At 37.5% G+C, this 20,804-nt stretch carries 18 protein-coding genes, 1 tRNA gene and 1 pseudogene; 16 read left to right on the plus strand and 4 right to left on the minus strand.

The features are described 5' to 3' along the window. Positions 1-407 precede the first annotated feature (407 nt). Positions 408-481 (minus strand) — tRNA-Arg (locus HX13_RS06030). A 59-nt stretch (positions 482-540) separates the two neighbouring features. Between HX13_RS06030 and HX13_RS06035 the strand changes: the two genes are divergently transcribed. The 3 genes from HX13_RS06035 to HX13_RS06045 are packed head-to-tail and all read left to right on the plus strand — an operon-like array spanning position 541 to position 4,324. Then, positions 541-1,587, plus strand: coding sequence for an ABC transporter substrate-binding protein (locus HX13_RS06035; protein WP_050020326.1), 1,047 nt, complete (start codon positions 541-543; stop codon positions 1,585-1,587). 42 nt (positions 1,588-1,629) lie between these two features. Then, positions 1,630-2,274 carry a monofunctional biosynthetic peptidoglycan transglycosylase gene (gene mtgA, locus HX13_RS06040; protein WP_050020327.1) on the plus strand — a complete coding sequence of 215 codons (645 nt, stop codon included), beginning with the start codon at positions 1,630-1,632 and terminating at the stop codon, positions 2,272-2,274. Between the two features lie 13 nt (positions 2,275-2,287). Then, positions 2,288-4,324 (plus strand): recombinase, encoded by a 2,037-nt coding sequence (locus HX13_RS06045; protein ID WP_050020328.1) that lies wholly within the window; start codon positions 2,288-2,290, stop codon positions 4,322-4,324. A gap of 190 nt (positions 4,325-4,514) precedes the next feature. Here the strand turns inward: HX13_RS06045 and HX13_RS06050 are convergent, their stop codons facing one another. From HX13_RS06050 to HX13_RS23560, 3 genes are all read right to left on the minus strand, one after another. Continuing rightward, positions 4,515-4,751, minus strand: a complete 237-nt coding sequence (locus HX13_RS06050; RefSeq protein ID WP_050020329.1) for a hypothetical protein — start codon at positions 4,749-4,751, stop codon at positions 4,515-4,517. Between the two features lie 197 nt (positions 4,752-4,948). After that, the gene (gene recF / locus HX13_RS06055; protein WP_050020330.1) at positions 4,949-6,028 is read right to left on the minus strand and encodes a DNA replication/repair protein RecF; all 1,080 of its coding nucleotides are present in this window, start codon (positions 6,026-6,028) and stop codon (positions 4,949-4,951) included. Between the two features lie 3 nt (positions 6,029-6,031). After that, on the minus strand, positions 6,032-6,421 hold the full coding sequence (locus HX13_RS23560) for a hypothetical protein (protein WP_238555074.1): 390 nt from the start codon (positions 6,419-6,421) through the stop codon (positions 6,032-6,034). A 388-nt stretch (positions 6,422-6,809) separates the two neighbouring features. On the opposite strand from HX13_RS23560, the gene HX13_RS23565 reads away from it, so the two are divergent. From HX13_RS23565 to HX13_RS06115, 13 genes and pseudogenes are all read left to right on the plus strand, one after another. Next, a complete protein-coding gene (locus HX13_RS23565) occupies positions 6,810-8,006 on the plus strand; it encodes a hypothetical protein (RefSeq protein ID WP_238555075.1) in 1,197 nt (398 codons plus the stop codon). After that, complete coding sequence (locus HX13_RS23570) at positions 7,936-11,535, plus strand: MG2 domain-containing protein (RefSeq protein WP_238555076.1); 3,600 nt, start codon at positions 7,936-7,938, stop codon at positions 11,533-11,535. The genes HX13_RS23565 and HX13_RS23570 overlap by 71 nt, the downstream gene beginning before the upstream one ends. 124 nt (positions 11,536-11,659) lie before the next feature. Continuing rightward, the gene (locus tag HX13_RS23575) at positions 11,660-12,691 is read left to right on the plus strand and encodes a hypothetical protein (protein WP_238555077.1); all 1,032 of its coding nucleotides are present in this window, start codon (positions 11,660-11,662) and stop codon (positions 12,689-12,691) included. A gap of 43 nt (positions 12,692-12,734) precedes the next feature. Continuing rightward, positions 12,735-13,223 carry a serine protease inhibitor ecotin gene (eco, locus tag HX13_RS06070; protein ID WP_050020331.1) on the plus strand — a complete coding sequence of 163 codons (489 nt, stop codon included), beginning with the start codon at positions 12,735-12,737 and terminating at the stop codon, positions 13,221-13,223. Positions 13,224-13,789: 566 nt separating this feature from the next. Then, a complete protein-coding gene (locus tag HX13_RS06075) occupies positions 13,790-15,082 on the plus strand; it encodes a TolC family protein (protein ID WP_238555078.1) in 1,293 nt (430 codons plus the stop codon). A gap of 161 nt (positions 15,083-15,243) precedes the next feature. Next, positions 15,244-16,053, plus strand: a complete 810-nt coding sequence (locus HX13_RS06080; RefSeq protein ID WP_238555126.1) for an HlyD family secretion protein — start codon at positions 15,244-15,246, stop codon at positions 16,051-16,053. A gap of 64 nt (positions 16,054-16,117) precedes the next feature. Next, positions 16,118-17,251, plus strand: a complete 1,134-nt coding sequence (locus tag HX13_RS06085; RefSeq protein ID WP_238555079.1) for an ABC transporter permease — start codon at positions 16,118-16,120, stop codon at positions 17,249-17,251. A 372-nt stretch (positions 17,252-17,623) separates the two neighbouring features. Beyond that, a complete protein-coding gene (locus HX13_RS06090) occupies positions 17,624-18,079 on the plus strand; it encodes a DUF1569 domain-containing protein (protein ID WP_050020332.1) in 456 nt (151 codons plus the stop codon). 72 nt (positions 18,080-18,151) lie between these two features. Beyond that, positions 18,152-18,622: a hypothetical protein gene (locus HX13_RS06095; RefSeq protein ID WP_050020333.1), complete on the plus strand. Its 471-nt coding sequence runs from the start codon at positions 18,152-18,154 to the stop codon at positions 18,620-18,622. A gap of 2 nt (positions 18,623-18,624) precedes the next feature. Continuing rightward, complete coding sequence (locus tag HX13_RS06100; RefSeq protein WP_050020334.1) at positions 18,625-19,029, plus strand: hypothetical protein; 405 nt, start codon at positions 18,625-18,627, stop codon at positions 19,027-19,029. Further along, positions 19,026-19,397 carry a VOC family protein gene (locus HX13_RS06105; RefSeq protein ID WP_050020335.1) on the plus strand — a complete coding sequence of 124 codons (372 nt, stop codon included), beginning with the start codon at positions 19,026-19,028 and terminating at the stop codon, positions 19,395-19,397. Before HX13_RS06100 ends, HX13_RS06105 begins: the two co-directional genes overlap by 4 nt. A gap of 54 nt (positions 19,398-19,451) precedes the next feature. After that, positions 19,452-19,901, plus strand: a complete 450-nt coding sequence (locus tag HX13_RS06110) for a VOC family protein (RefSeq protein WP_050020336.1) — start codon at positions 19,452-19,454, stop codon at positions 19,899-19,901. Positions 19,902-20,054: 153 nt separating this feature from the next. After that, positions 20,055-20,733 (plus strand): annotated as a pseudogene (locus tag HX13_RS06115) (DUF2490 domain-containing protein). The last annotated feature ends 71 nt before the right edge of the window (positions 20,734-20,804 follow it).

A 20,804-nucleotide genomic window follows, 5' to 3' on the forward strand; every position in this document is an offset into this window, starting at 1 on the left:
ACTTGAATCAAGCATTTTCAAAAATATTATTAAAAAAAAATTAACCGAGAATCTAATAAGAAAAATGAATTTCATTGATAAAAAACGTTTCAGTTGAGCAAGCAATTATTCTTCTAGCTAAGAATGGAATTTAGGTAAATGAGAAGGAAGCTAAAATTATATTAGTATCAAAAAATTATGATAAGCCAAAAGAGAAAAAAATACTAGAACCTTAATGGGATTTCAAACCACGCTTCAATGCTGCTGAAATCACTGTTATAGCACTTTTAGACTGACAATTTCAGACAGACTCAGGTTTTTATACGTAAAAATTCAAACCATAACATATCAGATTGTAAAAGTTTGATATATAGATTTTTATGCACAAAAAAGAAGAGAGACAACTATTTAATAGTTGTCTCCTTAAGTGACCTCGACAGGATTCAAACCTGTAACCTTCTGAGCCGTAATCAGATGCGCTATTCAGTTGCGCCACGAGGCCGTTGTTTCCTTATTGTTTAAAGGTTTGCAAATATAGCACTTTTTTCCGTTCTTTGAAAGATGAAAAAGAAAATTTTACTTTTATTTACGGTTTTTTCGCTAATTACCTGTAAAAGAGAATCAAAAATTTCGTCCTCAGACTGGACTCATATTTCAAGCCGTACCCAATTTAAGGAGCATGATGGAACATTGGAGCTGAAATCAGGAAATTTCACCTATAATTTTAATAAAAATCAGACTCCTTTTAAGAAAATCATTCTTCTGAACGCAAGTATGGCAGGGTATATTTCAGAGCTTGGAGCCGAAAATCTGATTATCGGAGTCTCTAGTCCGGAGTATATTTATTCAGAAAAAATTCAAAACCTTATTAAAGAAGGGAAAATCCAAAATGTAGGAAGTGATCAGAAATATGATGTCGAGAAAATTATCGCATTGAAACCTGACGCTATTTTCACCAATCATATTGCCAGTTTTGAGAATACCTACGAATTACTGAAAAATAACGGAATTCAGGTTATATTCCTGGATGAGTATATGGAACAGAAGCCATTAGAGAAAACAGCCTATATAAAGCTTTTTGGAGAGTTGTTAGGAAAAGAAAAAGAAGCGGAAGCCAAATATGAGGAAATAGCTGAAAATTATAATGAATTAAAAAAACTGGCCCTTACTTCTAAAGAAAAACCTTTGGTTTTAGCCAATGAAATGTATGGTGATGTATGGTATCTTCCTGGTGGAAATACCTCTGTTGCCCACTATATTGCTGATGCCAATGCTTCATATATACTGAAAGATAATAAGGATGAAAAAGCACTAACCATGGGGTTTGAAGAAGTGTTTGCAAAAACTAACGGCGTACAGTACTGGGTAAATGCAGGAAACTATACCTCTAAAAAAGAAATGCAGAAAGTAAATTCCTTATATGGAAAACTAGAAGTCTTCAATAAAGGGAAAATCTATACATTATCAGGGAAAGAAAAACAAAGAGCCAATGACTTCTTTGAAAGCGGAGTGGTAAGAGCCGATTTGATCCTCAAAGATTATATTAAAATTTTTCATCCCGAACTATTGCCCGGTTATCAGCTGACTTATATGAAAGAGTTGCAGTAACCCGGGCGATTGCTTATTTTTGCCTTTCTTTTTATAGAAGTTATGTGGAAAAAAATTAAACAGCTTATCTTCATCATTCTTGTAATGAATGTTGTATTTATTATCTGGGGCAGGTTTTTTAATCCGCCGATTACCATTACCCAGATAGGAGGGCTTTTTGAATATGGGAAACTTCACAGAGATTATATCTCTTATGATGATATGGGGAACAATGTGAAAAAAGCAGTGATCGCTTCTGAAGATCAAAAGTTTTTTAACCATAACGGCTTCGATTATACAGCTATTGAAAAGGCAATGAAGTATAATGAAAAAGGGAAAAAAATAAGAGGAGGAAGTACCATTTCCCAACAGACGGCCAAAAATGTTTTTCTTTGGCAAGGCAGAAGCTGGATCAGAAAAGGATTGGAAGCTATTTATACTTTCATTATTGAGAAAGTATGGAGTAAGGATATTATTCTTGAAAGATATCTGAACTCTATCGAGATGGGACAGGGAGTATTTGGAGTAGAAGCTGCTGCCCGGTATTATTTTGGAAAATCATCTAAAGATTTAAGTGCTTCGGATGCAGCCTGGATTGCCGCTGTATTGCCCAATCCGAAGAAATACGATCCTAAAAATCCATCCCCTTATCTGAGGAAGAAACACAATTGGATCATGAGACAGATGAGGAATGTGAGTTTGAAATAGTATCTTTGTACTAATGAAATTCTTTAATTCCAGCACAAATTTTGAGTCAGTTCTTAAAAAATATTTTTCTTTTAAGAACGAAACCCTTTCTTTAGAACCCTTTGCAGAATTTCTGGAAAGTATAAAAAAGGCGGACTTTACAGATGTGCTCAATTTTCTCAGAAGCAATCCCAATTTTGCGGATAACTTTAAACATTATATCCATAATATTTTTAAAGGAAGGCCTTTCAACCTGTCTCTCACAGAAGCCAATATCCTTTCAGAAAACGCCTTTTTCCCGGAATTGAAAAAAAGGATTCTGAATAAGGTATTACCTTCGGTAGAGAATGAGAAAACGGTTTGGTATATGATCGATAATGTAAGTCTGAGACCTAAAACGGATCTGAAATACCTACACAACCTTCCCGAAAATGAGATCAATGAGTTTTTAACCCTTCTGGGAGCTTCAGATTTTATTATCAGGCCAAATGTAAAGAAAGAACTTATCTTTTCAATGAATATTCTTTCCTGGCGGGTAACCGGAATGGCGATGGAAGTGGAAGTTGTAAGGATGGCTCCCCAATACAGAAACCTTGATAACCCGTTTTTAGCCCTTCAGAATGAGCTGGAAACACTGGCAGAAGATCTGGTTAATGATCCTGAACTGCAACTGCATTCCAAAGACAGCAGGTACAAGCAAATTAAGATCTATGCAGAACAATGCCTTGAATTTGTAAACATTGCTTTTAAAAATTCTGCCAAATATGGTATTTCGGGAAAGATCAACCAGTCTTTACTGAAAATCCGTCAGCAGACAAAGAGGATCTATGAGATTGTCCAGCTGCTGGTGATTGATTCTGAAGAAGATGTGCTGATCAAGTCAAAACAGTTGATTTTCAATATCCTGAACTATAAATCTCATAAAAATAATATTGCTGACCTCATCAACGATAGTACGAGGCTGATCTCCCACCTTATTACCAATCACACAGCGGAAACAGGAGCTCACTATATCACATCCACGCGCAGGGAATATATGACTATGTTTTACAAGGCGAGTGGAGGAGGAATCATCGTGGGAGCACTTTGTGTTTTGAAAATGCTGTATGGCTATATTCCCGGCAGTGACTTTTCACATGCATTTTTGTATTCCATGAACTATGCGATGGGATTTATCATGATTTACCTCATGGGATTTACGCTGGCAACGAAGCAACCGGCTATGACTGCAGCTACGATGACCAAAGTATTATCCGAGGAAGGAAACAGCAAAAGAAACAATACTGAATTTGCACACCTTGTGTCCAAACTTTTCAGGAGTCAGTTTATTGCCTTTGTAGGGAATGTTTTGCTTGCTTTTCCGGTGGCATTGGCCATCATCTATGGTCTGGATGTCTTTTTCTCACAGAACCTGGCTGTTGACAGATCGGATAAATTATTAAAAGATCTGGATCCTTTTAAATCTAAGGCTATTCTGCATGCCAGTATTGCTGGTTTTTATCTTTTTATTTCAGGAATTATTTCAGGAAATATCGGAAACAACTCCGTGTTTTATCAGATCCCGGAGAGGATTGCTAAAAACCTTTCGATCAGAAGCTTTTTCGGGAAGAAATTTGCAAAAGGACTTTCAAAATATTATGCTAAAAACTGGCCGGGGATTGTTTCCAATTTCTGGTTTGGGGTTTTCCTGGGAGCTACGGCACCAATAGGCTTGTTTTTTGGACTGGATCTGGATATCAGGCATATCACCTTTGCTGCAGGAAACTTTGCATTAGGCCTTTATGGTAAAGATTTTTCAGTAGATTCCTATACCTTCTGGATTTCCTTCTTCACCGTATTTTTAATAGGTTTTTTCAACTTCCTGGTAAGTTTCAGCTTGTCAATGTTCCTGGCTTTCAGGTCAAGGAAAATGAATTTTGGGCAGGTGAGTGAAATCTATAAAGAGATCTTCAGTTATTTTGTAAAACATCCGTTAAAATTTTTCTTCCCATTACGCTCAGGGTTGGATAAACAGGCTAATGATCTGATGAGCAGTACGATTTCCAATAAATCGGAAGAACAGGATCATTAAAATAGGAATAAATAAAGGTTGCCTCATAAGTAATGGAGCAACCTTTTTATTTTAGACTATATTACGATTATACATTCATGATGCCAGAATTTGCTGCTGGAGGAATACTCCGAGGTATCTGAAAAATCAGCGTGAAATTTAAAATACAGCATCAAAGATACATTTCTGATCCTTTACATGATAACGAAAATTAAAGTATCTGCAGATCCTCAAATTTTTCCATACCGAATTTATCCTGAAATTTTTTCAGATAAAAACTTTTACGCATCTGAAAATCATGTTTCAGCAATGGAGAATCTATTTTAATGATGATGCAGCCTTTTTCTATGTTGACACTCCGGATCTCATTGAACAGGCTTTCATCGAGGTAATCTTCTAGAAAATCTTTGATATCAAAAGCCACAAGCTTATCTTCAAAACCATATATTCTGGCAAAGGATTTTACAAGTTCGGAGGATTGGTATTCACGTTTTTTTCTTCTTCATAATCGGGAGGAGGAGGTGTGTGGTTCTTAGTTGGTTTGTAAGGTAACCTTACATTGTGAAATTTAAGATTTAAAGTTTAGAATCCAAGGTTAAAGTTGTACTTTTTTCCATATTGGTGAGAATCCTGAATTTTTATAGACTACACTTCAAAAATGATACTTTCTTCATTGATTTTTTTTACAACACTTTCCGTACGTTCCCGGTGTGTATCCGTGATGAATATCTGGCCAAAGCTTTCCCTGTTCACCAATTCGATCAATTGGGAAACACGGGTATCATCAAGCTTATCAAATATATCATCCAGTAAGAGAATAGGGGTCTTTTTAGTTAACTCTTTGACAAGGCTCATCTGGGCAAGCTTTAAGGAGATAAGGAAAGATTTCTGTTGTCCCTGGGAACCGGTTTTTTTGATCAGAACATGATCCATTTCAAAAAGGAGGTCATCCTTATGAATACCTTTCGAAGTGTAGGTAAGCATGCGGTCCCTTTCAAGGCTTTCTTTTAAAAGATTCTCAAAAGTATTTTCCAGTAAGTGAGATTCGTAAATCACTGAAACCGTTTCTTTTCCTCCGGAGATGATCTGGTAAAAATTCTGAACAATAGGGTTGAGCTGTTCCACAAACTCTTTTCTTTTATTAAAAATCTTAGTCCCGAACCGGCTAATCGGATCATCATAAATCTCCAGGGAATCCCTGTCCCAGGTTCTGTTTTTGGCAAAATATTTCAATAGGGCATTCCGTTGCTGAATGGCTTTCTGGTATTGGATCAGGTCAAAAAGATACTCAGAATCTGTCTGGGAAATCATCGAATCCAGAAACCTGCGTCTGCTTTCCCCTGAATCCGAAATTAAGTTGGAATCATAAGGTGAAATCATAACACTTGGCAGGTATCCGATGTGATCTGCAAGCCTGTCATAGCTTTTATCATTCTTTTTGATGACCTTTTTAGCTTCTTTAGGCTGGGAAACTCTGATTATATCATCACTGTCCTCATTTTGAATTTCAGCATCAATAGTAAAGAAATCTTCTTCTTTTTTAATATTGTTAACGTCAGTATTTCCCAGAAAGCTTTTTCCCACGGACAAATAATGCAGTGCGTCCAGGATATTGGTCTTTCCCACACCATTATTACCTACAAAGCAGTTGATCTGCGGGGAAAACTCAAATTTTTTCTCCGAATGGTTTTTGAAATTGTACAGGGAAAGTTTCTTGATAATCATTCGTCAAAAATACTCCATTATTAGCAAAAATAAAAAAGGAAGTGCCGAGCAGGTCTCCACCCCGAATGAAAAATAAGCGTCATCTCTTTTATTTTCAGAGAAATAAATCAAGAAAAAAGTGACAATACAGGAAAGGAAAAAAGAAACCGCATACAGAGGTTTCAGGGTAAAAATTCCGATGATGCAACTTATAAAAACAAGGATGTATGCAATGTATTTTGTATTCTGAACTCCTACCAGCATGGGAAAAGTTTTTACCCTGTCACTGTTCATGTCCCGGATGTCGAACGGAAGCACCAATGCCGTGATATAAAAAAAACTGATCAGAAAAATAGGAATGCTGAATTCCGGAAGCGTCAGCCAGCAATTCACCAGGGCCCAGATCAATCCCACATAAAAAAACTTTTAAAAAAAGGAATTTTACGGATATACACGTCCAGAAAAAAAACTATTGTACAATAGCCCCAGTACTACAATGATAAACCATTTCAGGAGCCTCACCTCATTATGATTATAAATAATTAAAAGAGCACATACTATTCCGGCCACTGCATTCAGAACCAATATCTTAAAAAAAATGTCTCGTATATTGGTATTTAGTGTACAGATAGCCACTGAAATACGTAATGAAAATAAAGACTATAGTGGGCAAACGGAATGTGTTTTGCTCTTTCATGAAAAATACTGCAAAAAGAGTTCCCATCAGAGAGACATAAATTTGGCTGTCTATGACAGATTTTTTCAGTATTTTTAATAGGTTCATTTATCAAAAATAATATATATGAAAAGATTTTCCAAGATATTTATGCTTTTGCTTTTAATGCTGGGGTTTTCAAAGGTTTTTGCACAGAAATACTATGATGACCAATGGAAAAAAATTGTAGAAAACAGCAAGAAGGGAGCTTATAAATCTAATCTTCCCGTTATTTTAGACATACAAAATCAGGCGATGAAAGAAAATAATACCCTGCAGCTGATCCGTGCACTGAAAGCGGAATTCAGTATTGTCAACCGGACCGTGGATGATGATCAGAACGATGCCGCGTCGAAATTTTTCAGTAAGCTTCAGCAAACAGAAGGGAAACTGAAAGGAGAAGGGAAACTGGTATTCAAAGTGTTACTCAGTAGCTTTTTCCTGGATTATTACAACCAGAATTCCTGGAAGATCAACGGGAGGACCAATATCAATTCACAAGACCTGTCACAGATTGAAACCTGGAGCAAACTTGATTTTAAAAACTATTTAACCAAAACCTATCAGGAGCTGGATCAGCAGAAGCCTGAAATGAAGGCGGTTGCCCTGGAGAAATATAAAGAAGTGTTTTCGGGTACCAAAGATATCGCTTATTTCCCAACTCTTTTTGATTGGTATTCCTTAAAGAAAATCAGTTTTTTAGCAGATAACGCCCTTTTTACTAAAAATGAACTTGCTGAAAATCGTGTTTCTGTGAATACCATTTTTGATGAGTTAATTGCGAAAAACGAAGGAAACTCCAGGCTGTATTTCATGAAAGAAAAGCTGGTAGAAAACTGCAATTTCAACCAGTGTAAAGACAGGCTTGAGCAACTTCAGAATCTGTTAAAATCAAATGTAGAAGGCGATTATAAAGTACTCATCATGGAAGATATCATGAATGAGCTGATTACCCAAAAGAAAAATAAAGAAGCCATTGCAGTGGCTGCACAGGCAAAAAGCCAATACCCCAAATCCCCTTTTCTGGGAAATATCAGAAATAAAGAGGAGCAGATTATCACTCCGTTGCTCAATATCAGATATGAACAGCAGACTCAGAGCAATATGCCGGTTCATCTGGTGGCAGAATATAAAAATGTATCTGAGTTTTCTTTAAACATTTATGAAGTAAAAGAGGATTTTACTTCTCTGCTGCAGTATATTCAAAACTCGTATGCCGATATTTTCGGACGGATCAAAAAAGAACCTGGTGCGAAAGGAGACCTATCAGCTTTCCGATCCTAAAGATTACCAGGTTCATAAAACTTCATTGGAAATACAACCCCTTCCTGCCGGAGCGTATGTTGTAGAATATTCTGTGGCGGGTGACGGTACAAAGGAGAATAATTCCAGACAGAATTTTTATTTTTTGGTTTCCGGGAATACAGTCATTTATCAGACCAAAACAGACAATAACCCATTGTCCAATGAACTGAAATTAGTAAACAGCGAAAACGGGAAGCCTGTAAGCAATGAAAACCTTATTTTCTACGAGTTTGTTTCTAATAAAACTTTGAACAAAGTGGATGGAAAAACTAACGAAAAAGGGATTTTCAAATTTCCTTCCACCGCCAATAAAGAATATTACAGGACCTTTTTGATCCGTCAGCCAAAAACCAATGACTTCCAGATGATGCAGGTATATGGAAGCAATGGTGTGGAAAATTTTAATCCTAACAAAGATTCTCGTAAAACAATACAGATATTTACAGACAGGGCTATTTACAGACCAGGCCAGACCGTCTATTTTAAAGTCATCAATACTCAGCTGAATAAGGAGGTAGAATCTGTATTACCGGGCCTTAAGCAGAAAATTACTTTATTGGATGCCAACAGCCAGGAAGTTTCTTCACAAGATTTTACCACCAATGAATTTGGTTCTTACCATGGAAGTTTTATCCTGCCAAAAGGTCAGCTGAACGGTACCTTTTATCTGAAAACAGAAGGCGATCCGCAGGGATATAAGGATTTCAGAGTGGAAGAGTACAAAAGACCTAAATTTGAGGTTACTTTTGAACCTGTAAAAGAAGAATATAAATATGGCCAGACGATAGAGCTGAAAGGAAAAGCAATGATGTTTTCCGGAGTGGCCTTAAATAATACAACCGTTCATTACGAAATCAAAAAGCATAACATCAGATGGAAATATTTCTGGTGGTATCCACAAGACGATGATGACAATGAAAATTCAATTCTGGGAGAGGTGAAAACCAACGAAAAAGGAGAATTTGTAATCCGTCTTGATCTTAAAAAGGATGAAAAGCTGGAAGGTATTCAGGTTGATAACTATGAAATCAATGCTTCAGTTACCGATATCAACGGAGAAACGCAATCTGCCGATACTCAGCTTAAAGTAGCTTCTGTCTCCCATTACATCAAAGCAGATGAGATTAAGAATACCTTTAGCGACGAAAATGTAAAGCTAAAAGTAGAAACAAAAAATTATAATGAACAAATCCTCAGGAAGCCTTATCAGGTAAAATTATCCAAACTGACAGCCCCGGACAGAATTTTCAGGGATAATTTCAAATCTGCAGTTCAGGATCTTCCGAAATATTCAAAAGAAGAATTTATCAGAAGGTTTCCTCATGATTTATTTGATAAAAATGATGATATCAAAAACTGGAAGACCGAAAAAGTGATTGTAGAAAGACAACAACAGCCAACAGCAGATAATCTTGATTTGGGAAAACTGGAGGCAGGAGATTACCGGCTGGAACTGTTCAATATTGAAGGAAAAGATACGATCAGGACTTCACAAAATTTCAGTGTCTGGGATAAAAGCACATTGAAACCGGGACAAAAAACGTTCCTGACCGTTATTGCCCCGAAAGAGGAAGTTTCAAGGGGAGAAAAAGTGAAAATCTATGTGTATTCAGCCATTCCGGATGCATTAGTGAATGTTTTTGTTCAGGATGGTTCAGGAAAAACAATTTCTGAAACTCACCAGCTGAAAAAAGGAATATTGGAATATACAGCTGATATTCCAAAAGATAAAAGCGTCTCAGAACTGAATATCCAGTTTCAGGTAGTTGCATTTAATGATGTGAATACACAGCCTGTTTCTTTAAAAATAAAAGATACTGAGAAACCTTTGAAAATTGAAACCATTACCTTCAGGGATAAACTGGAACCTAACTCTAAGGAAAAATGGACCGTGAAAGTAACCGGAAATGATAAAGAAAAGATCAATGCTGAAGTATTGGCCAATATGTACGATATGTCGCTGGATCAGTTTGCAGAAAATACATATAGCTGGGATAAATTATATGTGCCGTTTAAGATCATTACCTCTTATGCTATCAGAAATTATCTTTTGCAGAAGGGGTACCAGAAAAGATTTAAGTATTTCAACGGTTCGTATGTAGAGGTTCCAAGCTTTAATTGGTTTGATGGCAACCTGCTTTCTTCACTCCAAGGAAGAGCAGCAGGAATTACTGTTGCATATGATAGCGTTATGCCGGCACCTTCTGCTATGGCAAGAAATAAAAATATTGAGGAAGTTGTGGTGACAGGATATAGTAAAAGAGCTGTATCAAAAGAAGCTGGAGAAGTACAACAGGTTGAAGCAGATGTTGAAAACCAGGCGGAGCAAAAAGAAAACCTGGAAAAAGTCCCTGTTCGCCAAAACCTGAACGAGACTGCTTTCTTCTATCCTGATCTTAAAACAGATGCTGAAGGCAATGTCAACTTTGAATTCACCTCTCCTGAAGCCCTTACAAAATGGAAACTGATGTTCCTGGCTCATACCAAAGATGCCAGAGCTGCTACCCTGGAAAAAGAAGTAGTGACCCAAAAAGAATTCTCAGTAACACCGAATTATCCAAGGTTCTTAAGAGAAGGAGATGAGCTGAACCTACAGTCAAAGCTATCCAACCTTAGCAGCAAAAAACTAAGCGGTTCTGCCGAATTGAAGATATTAGATGCCTTTACCAATGAAGACATTTCTTCAAAATTCGGAGTAACCTCAGGAATACAGAACTTTGATATCGCTGAAAACGGAAACGGAGCATTAACCTGGAAACTGAAAGTTCCTGATAATGTTTCTTCCATTATTTTGAAAATAGTGGCCAAAGCCGGAGCCTTTTCCGATGGAGAACAACAGGCAGTAGCAGTACTGCCCAACAGAATGCTGGTTACGGATGCCGTTCCTGTTTTTGTAAAAGAAGGAGAAACGAAGACCTTTGTTCTGGACCATCTTAAAAATAATACTTCCACAACGGCTTCTAATGTTTCCAACACCTTAGAATTAACCACCAACCCGATCTGGGAGATTATGTTTGCGCTTCCAAGCCTGAAAAATGATCCAAACAGATCTGCAGATGTAATTTTCAATAAATGGTTTGCCGATGTACTGGCTGCTGAAATATTCAAGGCCAATCCGAAAATGAAAACTGTTTTTGAAGAATATCAAAATAAAGGACTACTCAACTCAAACCTTGAAAAGAACCAGGAACTGAAACAGCTATTGCTGGAAGAAACGCCCTGGGTGCTTCAAAGTAAAAATGAAGAAGAGCAGATGCAGAAATTAGCATTACTCTTTGATGCAAATACGATGAAAAACTCCATTCAGCAGGATTGGGATGAATTAAAAAAACTTCAGAATCCTGATGGCGGATTCTCATGGTATTCAGGATACCCGAGTTCTTACGGGACTTCTTTGTATATCCTTAAAAACTTAGGGAAAATCAACTTCTGGTTAAAGGATAATGTGAAAGACTATCAAAGCTCTGAACAAAAAAATCCTGGTAGCAAAACTGATTCAGTATGTTGATAATGAGATCAGCAAATACTGGGATGTAAAGAAAGATAATGTCTGGAGCAACTGGGCACTGGATTATCTGGATACCCGGAACTATTGGGAAAAAGAACACCCGTTGAAAGGAAGTGGGGCAAATTTGAAAACCTTGGTAAAACAAAAGGCAAAAACAGCAAAAATCACAGACTTTACTTTCTTCGGATTACATCGTGCAGCATTGCTGATGAACGACTACGGTCTGAAAGATGTATCTGATAAATTGATGACCTATCTGAAAGAAACTTCTACAGATACCAAAACACAAGGAGTCTACTGGAAGCAAAACTTTAATGACTGGGGATGGTTTGGTTCAAAAGTAGTGAATCATGCCGGTGCATTGGAAGCATTCAACAAATTAAAAGCCAATGACCAGCAGTTTATCGAAGAGATGAAGATCTGGCTGGTGACCCAGAAAGAAGTCAACGCATGGGGAAGCTCGAGAGGAACTGCTGAGGTTATCTTTACGATACTTAATACAGGAAAATCCTGGACAGGAGGAGAGAGTGACAAAGCTACTGTTGTCTGGGGTGGAAAAGAATTGTCAACGCAAACACAGGCTACGGGCTATGTGAAATCTACCGTGAAAACAGACATAATCAATAAAGATCTGGGAACCGTTACCGTAACAAAACCGGGGCCGGGAATTGTACAGGGCGGACTGTTCTGGCAGTATTATGAAGACCTGGATAAAATTAAATCCTCTGAAAACTATATCTCTGTGACGAAAGAACTTTATAAAAAAGTGAAAACTGTAAACGGTGAAGAACTTCAGAAAATATCCTCCGGAACTCCATTAAAAGTAGGAGATAAGGTGACGGTAAGAATGATTTTAAATACAGATCGTCCGATGGAATTTATTCATATTAAAGATATGAGCGCCGCAGGATTTGAACCATTAGATGCTTTATCGGGGTACCAGTGGAAAAATAATTTAGGCTATTATCAGTCTACAAAAGATGCTTCCACTAATTTCTATATTCAATACATGCCAAAAGGAAAATATGTGTTTGAGTATGACGTGGTTGCCAATGCTTCCGGTAAATTTTCCAACGGGATTACCACTATGCAGAACTATTATGCCCCACAGATGAATGCCCACACAAAAGGTACAGGGGTTCAGATTTTGGAATGATTTTTGGCTATAGGGTAGTAATTAAAATTTTAAACCCAATAAAATGAAATTTTCAAAAACTTTAATTACAGGATTGGTATTGATGGCGGGTGTAACTGCTTTCGCTCAAAAGAAAGCTGAAAAGTTTGAAAAACTGCAGATTGAAATGTTCCCGAAAGCTAAAGAAGGTTATAAGCAAGTATATATTCAGCTTCCGATAGCAAAAAATGAAAATGATTTAAAAGTAGAAGTTTTCGTTGGAACCGAAAAAATGTTAGACTGCAATAAATACTCCTTAATGGGAGAAATGAAAAGCCAGGATCTTCAGGGATGGGGGTACAACTATTATGAAGTGGAATCCAAAGGAGAAACAGCAGGAACATTGATGGCCTGCCCGGAACAAAAGCTGACTAAAAAGTTTGTTACCTTAAAACCGGAAATCGTAAGGTACAACAGTAAACTTCCATTAGTGTTTTATGTGCCTAAAGATATTGAAGTCCGCTACAGGGTTTTACGCCCTGATGCCGCAATGAAAAAGGCAGTTCAGAAGTAAAAATATGCTTATTATAAACGAAAGGCTCTCTGCAGTGATGTGGAGGGCCTTTTTTGTGTAAAATATGGATGTTTCCATCTGTTGGTTTTCTTTAAAGTAAATGAATAGTACCATTGGTTGTAGTAATTACAGCTGAAAAGTAACTTCCGGCTTCTCGCCACAAAGGACGAGACGTTTCTGAAAAATTTTATATTTTTTGTTTTTACATTGTTTATCCTCCGTCATTTTTTTAAACAGAACACAGCATCAATGAAAATTAAGTCAACATTTTTTACAATAAAACTTCTTTTAAATTAAACTTAAACAAACGGGATATATCCATGATCAATAGTGTATAATGATTAAACATATTTTAAACTTGCTTTAAATTCACAGCTTTGTTGAATTATCTATGATGAATTAAACAATTTTTGCATTATATTTGTTATAAACATAAACCATGAAAAACAATTTATTGATTTTTGCGTTTAGTTTTTTTGCTTTTCCTGCTGTAGGCTGGGCACAGTCTGCGCCGGATTTTAAAGAACTTTTTAGATAGTGCACTGGTTCGGGACTCGAGCCTTAAAATGCAGATTACCCAGAATAAACTTACCGATCTTGATGAACACAAGCTGAAAGATATCTTTCTCCCTACATTGGAACTAAGCGGTAAAGCCGGCTATCTGAATGGAACAGCAAGACTGACGTCACCGGAAATTAACTTAGCCCCTTTCATCAATATCCCGGAAGGTGCCTTCAACAATAACTTTAACGTATCAGGATTTTCAGGTGTTGCCAAAGCAGATGCCAAAATGCTGCTGTATTCCGGAGGAAAAGTGAAGTATCTGAAAAAAGCAGTGGAAGAAAAGAAAAAGTCTGAAGATATTTTACTGGAAAAAACAAGGGATGAAGTGGTGGCTACTATTTCTAAAGCTTACGACCAGCTGGCCCTGATTCATCAGTCCAGAAAAGTACTGGACGAAAGTACAAAAAGGCTTGACATCAATAAAAAGACTGCTGATAAAGCCTTGGGGTATGGATTGATTACCCCATATGATCACAAGAAAATTGAACTGGCTCAGGCTACTCTGAATGCAAAAGTAGTGGAATATGAAGGAAAAAAAGAACTCCTTCTGACACAGTTGTATATCCTGACAGGAATCAGCAAGGAAAGACTAAGGCTGATAGATCCTGTTTTATCTCCGGTAGAACTATTGGCTGCGGAAAAAGGAATCGAGCAGAGAGCCGAAATCCGGGCGCTGGAACATGGGATCAACGCTGCCGATTATAAAATAAAGGCCGAGAGAACATGGATGATCCCTAAAGTGCAGCTGATGGCTTCAGCTTATTATATCGGATTATATGGAAACAGGATCAAGAGTTCAGAAAATATTATTCCGGCTGTTCCATTGCTTGGTTATGAAGGAAAGAAGCTGGACTGGAGTCCGAATAATGTCAATATCTTTCCATTACTTACTGCAGGAATAGGCTTTAAATGGGAAATCTTTGACGGAAAAGAAGGAAAACATGCTGAAGAAACAGCAAAAGTGGGAAAAGAAGTCCTTCAGAATCAAAAAGAAGATGCCCTGAAAAAATTATCCCTGAACCTGGCCAATAATCAGACCAATTATGATATTGCTACTGCACAGATCGCCTTGAAAGCCAAAGAAAAAGAACTGGCAAAAAATGCTTTGGTACAAGCTGAAAAAGAATTCCGGTATGGGATGAGCAAATCATCCCAGCTTATTGATGCAGAAAATGATCTGGAAGTTGCCGAACTGGAATATCAAAATGCCATTTTCAATCAGAGAAGAGCGGGAATAGAACTGATGAGATCTACCCAGGAACTGGATATCACCAAACTTTATTTAATCCCTTAAAAAATTAAAATGATGCCTAAAAATATATCTATACTCTTTGCTGCTCTGTTTTTTTTAGGGAGCTGTAATCAGAAAAATGAAAAAATAAAAAGAACCGGAAGGAAAAACAAAAAAAAGACGTTATCTCGTTTGCTCCGAAAGTAACCGGAAGAATCTTAAAAATATTTGTCTCTGAAGGGCAAACTGTGAAAAAAGGGGATACCCTTGCACAGCTGGATGTTCCGGAGGTTTCTGCAAAAATAGCGCAGGCACAGGGAGCGGTAAATGCAGCAACGGCTCAGGAGCAGATGGCGAAAAACGGCGCTACGGCAGATCAGATGAGACAGCTTCAGGCAAAATACAAAGGCCTGAAAGAACAATATGAATTTGCTCAAAAATCGTACAGAAGGGCAAACAATATGTTCCGTGACAGCCTCATGTCTCCACAGGCCCATGATGAGGTCTATGCCAAACTGCAAGGAGCAAAAGCACAATACGATGCTGTAGTGGCAGAACTGGATGATGTGAAAAGAGGTACCCGCTTCGAAAAAGTGGAAATGGCGGCAGGGCAGGCTTCCCAGGCTAAGGGTGCGCTGCAGGAGGCTAATGTGGCCTATTCTGAGAGATATATTATTGCCACCAATGATATGGAAATAGAAACCATCAGCCTGAATACAGGAGAACTGGCAACAGCGGGGTTTGCATTGTTTAACGGATATATTCCTGAAAGTACCTATTTCAGGTTTACCATTCCTGAAAGTGCTATTTCAAAATATAAAAAAGGACAGGAAGTTAATATGCAGGTGGTTTATAATAAAGAAAACCTGACAGGAACTATCGTATATATCAAACAGCTGACAAAATATGCGGACATTACAACAGCTTATCCTGATTATCAGCTGCAGGATGCAATCTACGAGATCAAGGTAAAACCAAAAGATATGAATAAGACTAAAAATATTTTAGTCAATGCAAATGTTATTTTGAAATAAAATAGAGTCGGGATTTAATTATAGCTATATTCTCTTCAGGCTTTACAACAATAAATATAAACAGATGAAAGAATTTTTCCGTCTTTTAAAACGTGAGTTCAAACTTTTTATCGGCAATTCTACCTTAAGGACAGTGTTCTTTCTGGCACCGGTCTTTTATGCCACTTTGCTGGGGTTTGTTTACAAAAGCGGAAAAGTTGAAAATACCCCTGTGCTGGTTATTGACAGGGATAATACTCCGTTGTCCAATCAGCTGACTGAGATGCTGGATGACAATAAAAGCATCAAAATTATCAGATACCTGCAGGAACCTCTGAGTATTAAAGATGAGGTGATCAGGCATGAAGCGGCAGCAGTTGTCATTATTCCTTCCCGGTTTGAAGGAGATATGCTTCAGAAAAAATATCCTGAACTGAATGTGTATATCAATACAGGAAACGTTTTGACGGCAAATTTTGCTTCCAAAGCTCTTCAGCTTACGATAGGAACGTTTTCCGCCGGAGCTTCAATCAAGGCATTGCAAAAAGCAGGAATGCCGGCAGCAAAAGCCGCTACACAATATGAGCCTTTTAAAGCCAATTATATTACATTATTCAATACCACAGGAAACTACCTGATCTTTATGTGGCCTGCCATGCTGGCCGTTGTTTTGCAGCAGGTTATCCTGTTGGCGATGGCAGTAAGCTTTGCAGCAGAATTTGAAAGAGGATCATTTGTAAAAGAATATATAAAAATGAAAAGATGGGCGTTTCCTACAATGCTGATCAAAGTAATTCCGATCTGGGTATTTTCAATTCTTATCGTAAGTATCTATTACTTTATGCATATGATTTTCAGGGTTCCGATGCCCGAAGGAATACTCAATTTTATCCTTCTTACCTCTGTTTTTGTAGGATCAGCTTCATTTTTGGGAGTATTCATCAGTATACTGATACCGAATGCCTTGAAGGCAACCCAGATTCTTATGGTAATTGCTTCCCCTGCATTTATCATCAGTGGTTTTACCTGGCCGCTAAGTGCAATGCCTGCCTTCGTTCAGTTTATTGCCAATATAATTCCGTTAACTCCCTTTTTACAGGCCTTTAAAATTTTTATTGATTCAGAAAGGTTCTGTAGAACTCACCTTTCCTTACCTGGAACACCTGAGCGTTCTGGTAGTAGTCTATGCTATTCTGGGCTGGATCGCACTAAAGATTAAGCTGTGGTTTATTTTTAAAAATGCTGCTCCTCAGGAAATAGCAGTTGAGAATGTTTCTCATGAGGATGGAGAGTAGGAGTGCTGACTTCTGCTTTTCCGGCTGTTTGTTGCCGGTTTTCTGGTTGCTGGTTTTGTGATGAAGATATGGTTACAGGAGATTTGTCAGGATACCAAATGTTAGGCTACAACAGATAATTATACCATTTGCTGAAACTCTAATCATTTTTGTCGTCATTTTACTCTTTCAGTTACTATTTTGGTATTATACTTAATCACCAGCCGGTCCCGTAATGCATCACTGTAATTTTTAACAGACTTATACAATCAAACAAAAAAAACTGATATATTTGTCAACAGTTAATTAGAAAAAATATGGAAAACGTATTTGATGCAAAAGATGCTCAAAGCTATATTGATAGAATACATAAGCTTGTGGAAGATACCCATGGATTATGGGGGAAAATGACGGTAGACCAGATGCTGGCGCATTGTTGTGTAACCTATGAAATGGTATACGAACCGGAAAAACATAAAAAACCGGGAACCATAGCAAAATTTATATTAAAAACTTTTGTGAAACCTAAAGTGGTGGGTGAAAAAGCATATCCGAGAGATTCTCCTACAGCACCCCAGTTTTTGGTTACGGGAAGAAAAAACTTTGAAGAAGAAAAAACCAGGTTGATCGGATTTATTCAAAAAACCCAGCAGCTTGGTGCTGAAGCCTTTGATGGTAAGGAATCTTTTTCCTTCGGAAAATTAAGCGCACAGGAATGGAATAATATGTTTGCCAAACATTTGAACCACCACCTGTCACAATTCGGAGTTTAAAATAATCGGATGGAGTATCTGCAACTATTCAATTGTTATGATACTCCATCTGTTTTAAAAATAAAAATAAGAATGAATAAACTTGTATTCTTTTTCATCCTCGCAACCCACCTGGTTTGGGGACAAATGCCGGATATCTCCAATGTATGGCTGAATAACAGCAAACCCTATATCGGTACCATCGGAAGCAAAGGACAGGAACTGAAACTTAAAATCAATACTTCCGAACAGAATAAGAAAAATGATCAGGAATACTTTGTATCAGGATATTCTCTTGTAGATACCAATTATACCAGATTCGAAGGGAAGATCACCATTCTGAAGTATAAAGATGCCAAGAGACAGGGAACTGTTTTCGGTGAATATGAGCTGGCGGAAGAGAATAAAGGGAAACATTCGGGGCTGTTTAAAGGAAAATTCGTGTATAACCTCAAATGGAATAAGAAAACCGAAAAGGTAGAAGGACAATATATTGAACTCACCGGTGACTGGAGAAGCTATGACGGTACACTAGATTTTAAAACCCGTTTAAAAAACCAATAGCCATGTTGAGACGCATTTTGGCAGTAGTCGCAGGGCTTATTACGGGCTCTGTCTGTATCACAGCAACTGAAAATATAGGACATTACTTTTATCCGCCTCCTGCAGAATCCATGAACGGAGACATGGAAGCATTGAAAAAGTATGTTGCTGAGGCCCCTTTCATGGCTTTATTTTTTGTCATTCTGGCATATGCAGCAGCTGCCTTTGTTTCGGGATTTACCGCTTCAAAAATTGCCAATAATGGAAAACCGGTTGCAGCCATCATCTGTGGAATTATTTTTTTACTGATGTCTATTTATATGATGTCTATTGTACCCACTCCCATCTGGTTCTGGATTTTGGGAATACTTGTTTGGGGACTGGTTTTCGCAGGACATTCATTCGCTTTAAAAACAAAAAGAATATGAAATTAGGTGCATTCTCAATTAGCTTAAGTGTGAAAGACCTTCAAAAGTCTAAAGATTTTTATGAAAAATTGGGCTTTACTACAATGGGTGGAGGTATGGAGCAAAATTACCTGATTATGAAAAACGGAAGTACCCTGATCGGTTTATTTCAGGCTATGTTTGACGGAAATATGCTGACTTTCAACCCTGGTTGGGATGAAAATGCCCAAAACCTGGACGCTTTCGATGATGTACGAAGTATACAGAAACATTTGAAGGAAAACGGAATAGAGCTGGATAAAGAGGCTGATGAAAATACTTCAGGCCCTGAACATATCTACCTGAAAGATCCCGATGGAAATATGATTCTAATAGATCAGCACAGGTAATTCTATATAAATCATCTGAAAGCTTATTAAAACTTAACTTATAAAAAAACAATCATGGCAACAGTAAACGTTTATTTAACATTTAACGGAAATTGCAGAGAAGCATTTGATTTTTACAAATCTGTTTTTGGAGGAGAATATCCTTATATCGGAACTTTTGGAGAAATGCCTCCAGTGGAAGGTAAAGAAACTTCCGAAGAAGATAAAAACAAAATCATGCACGTCTCTCTTCCGATTTCGAAAGAAACAATCCTGATGGGTAGCGATACCGCCGGAGAATGGGCATCCCGGTTTAAACCGGGAAACAATTATTCAATTTCCATTAATGCAGAATCCAGAGAAGAAGCAGATAAGCTGTTTAACGGACTTTCTGCAGGAGGACAGGTAACCATGCCAATGGAAAATACTTTCTGGGGAGCTTACTTCGGTATGTTTACCGATAAGTTTGGCATCAACTGGATGGTCAATTATGATGATCCTGCGAAAATGCAGCAGCAACCATAATTTTTAATGTGGAATTATAATACACGCCGGCAGTTATTCTGCCGGTTTTTTAATCCTAGCATATGGAAGACAGCTCTCTATGAAATATTACTTGTTATTATTGATTTAAATTATTAATTTTGTTAAAACGATAGATAATAGTAATTGACAAACATGAGAAAGGTTTTTACAAAGTGGGCGGTTACCTTATTGAGTCTGGGATCAGTATCTCTCTATGCTCAGAAAAATGAGCTGGGAGCCTGGTATATGTATTTTGGAAATAACAAAATCAGCAAGAAACTGAACTGGCATAATGAAATCCAGTATCGTAATTTTGATGCCATCGGGGATCTGGAACAGCTTTTAATCCGTACCGGGATAGGATATGACCTTACGGAAAACAATAATAACGTTTTGCTGGGATATGGTTTTATTCTGAGCCAGCCTTATGTAAATGGTGAAAAGAAAGAGAATATTGAACACCGGATTTTTCAACAGTATATTACCAAACAGAAATTCGGGCGTTTTTAATCTTCAGCATCGGTATCGTTTGGAAGAACGTTTTCTGGAAGATGATTTTAGAATGAGGTTCAGGTATATGCTGGGACTGAATATTCCGATTACTCAAAAAGAGATGCTGCCGAAAACATTTTATGCATCCGTTTATAATGAAATCTTCCTGCACTTCGACAGTCCTGTTTTCGATCGTAACAGGGTATATGGCGCATTAGGATATGTTATCAATAAAAATATGCGGATTGAAGCGGGCTATATGAATCAGCTCCAGGAAAACAGAAACCGCGGGCAGATCCAGATTGGTTTTTATAACAATATCCCATTTACCAGAAATTAATAAAAACCGTACTTTGCTGAATGCCCGGATGATGGAAAAACGGTTTTGTAAAAAATCAATACATTAATACA

It is taken from the genome of Chryseobacterium sp. P1-3 (genome assembly GCF_000738495.1).
GTDB lineage: Bacteria > Bacteroidota > Bacteroidia > Flavobacteriales > Weeksellaceae > Chryseobacterium > Chryseobacterium gallinarum.

Excerpts from the sequence above, each read along its gene's own strand:
- HX13_RS06105 (WP_050020335.1), top strand. The coding sequence starts at position 19,026 with ATGAAATTAGGTGCATTCTCAATTAGCTTAAGTGTGAAAGACCTTCAA.
- HX13_RS23565 (WP_238555075.1), top strand. The coding sequence starts at position 6,810 with ATGAAAAGATTTTCCAAGATATTTATGCTTTTGCTTTTAATGCTGGGG.
- HX13_RS06035 (WP_050020326.1), top strand. The coding sequence starts at position 541 with ATGAAAAAGAAAATTTTACTTTTATTTACGGTTTTTTCGCTAATTACC.
- recF (WP_050020330.1), bottom strand. The coding sequence starts at position 6,028 with ATGATTATCAAGAAACTTTCCCTGTACAATTTCAAAAACCATTCGGAG.
- HX13_RS06110 (WP_050020336.1), top strand. The coding sequence starts at position 19,452 with ATGGCAACAGTAAACGTTTATTTAACATTTAACGGAAATTGCAGAGAA.
- HX13_RS06095 (WP_050020333.1), top strand. The coding sequence starts at position 18,152 with ATGAATAAACTTGTATTCTTTTTCATCCTCGCAACCCACCTGGTTTGG.
- HX13_RS06090 (WP_050020332.1), top strand. The coding sequence starts at position 17,624 with ATGGAAAACGTATTTGATGCAAAAGATGCTCAAAGCTATATTGATAGA.
- HX13_RS06045 (WP_050020328.1), top strand. The coding sequence starts at position 2,288 with ATGAAATTCTTTAATTCCAGCACAAATTTTGAGTCAGTTCTTAAAAAA.
- HX13_RS23570 (WP_238555076.1), top strand. The coding sequence starts at position 7,936 with ATGCCGATATTTTCGGACGGATCAAAAAAGAACCTGGTGCGAAAGGAG.
- HX13_RS06100 (WP_050020334.1), top strand. The coding sequence starts at position 18,625 with ATGTTGAGACGCATTTTGGCAGTAGTCGCAGGGCTTATTACGGGCTCT.
- HX13_RS06075 (WP_238555078.1), top strand. The coding sequence starts at position 13,790 with ATGCAGATTACCCAGAATAAACTTACCGATCTTGATGAACACAAGCTG.
- eco (WP_050020331.1), top strand. The coding sequence starts at position 12,735 with ATGAAATTTTCAAAAACTTTAATTACAGGATTGGTATTGATGGCGGGT.
- HX13_RS06085 (WP_238555079.1), top strand. The coding sequence starts at position 16,118 with ATGAAAGAATTTTTCCGTCTTTTAAAACGTGAGTTCAAACTTTTTATC.
- mtgA (WP_050020327.1), top strand. The coding sequence starts at position 1,630 with ATGTGGAAAAAAATTAAACAGCTTATCTTCATCATTCTTGTAATGAAT.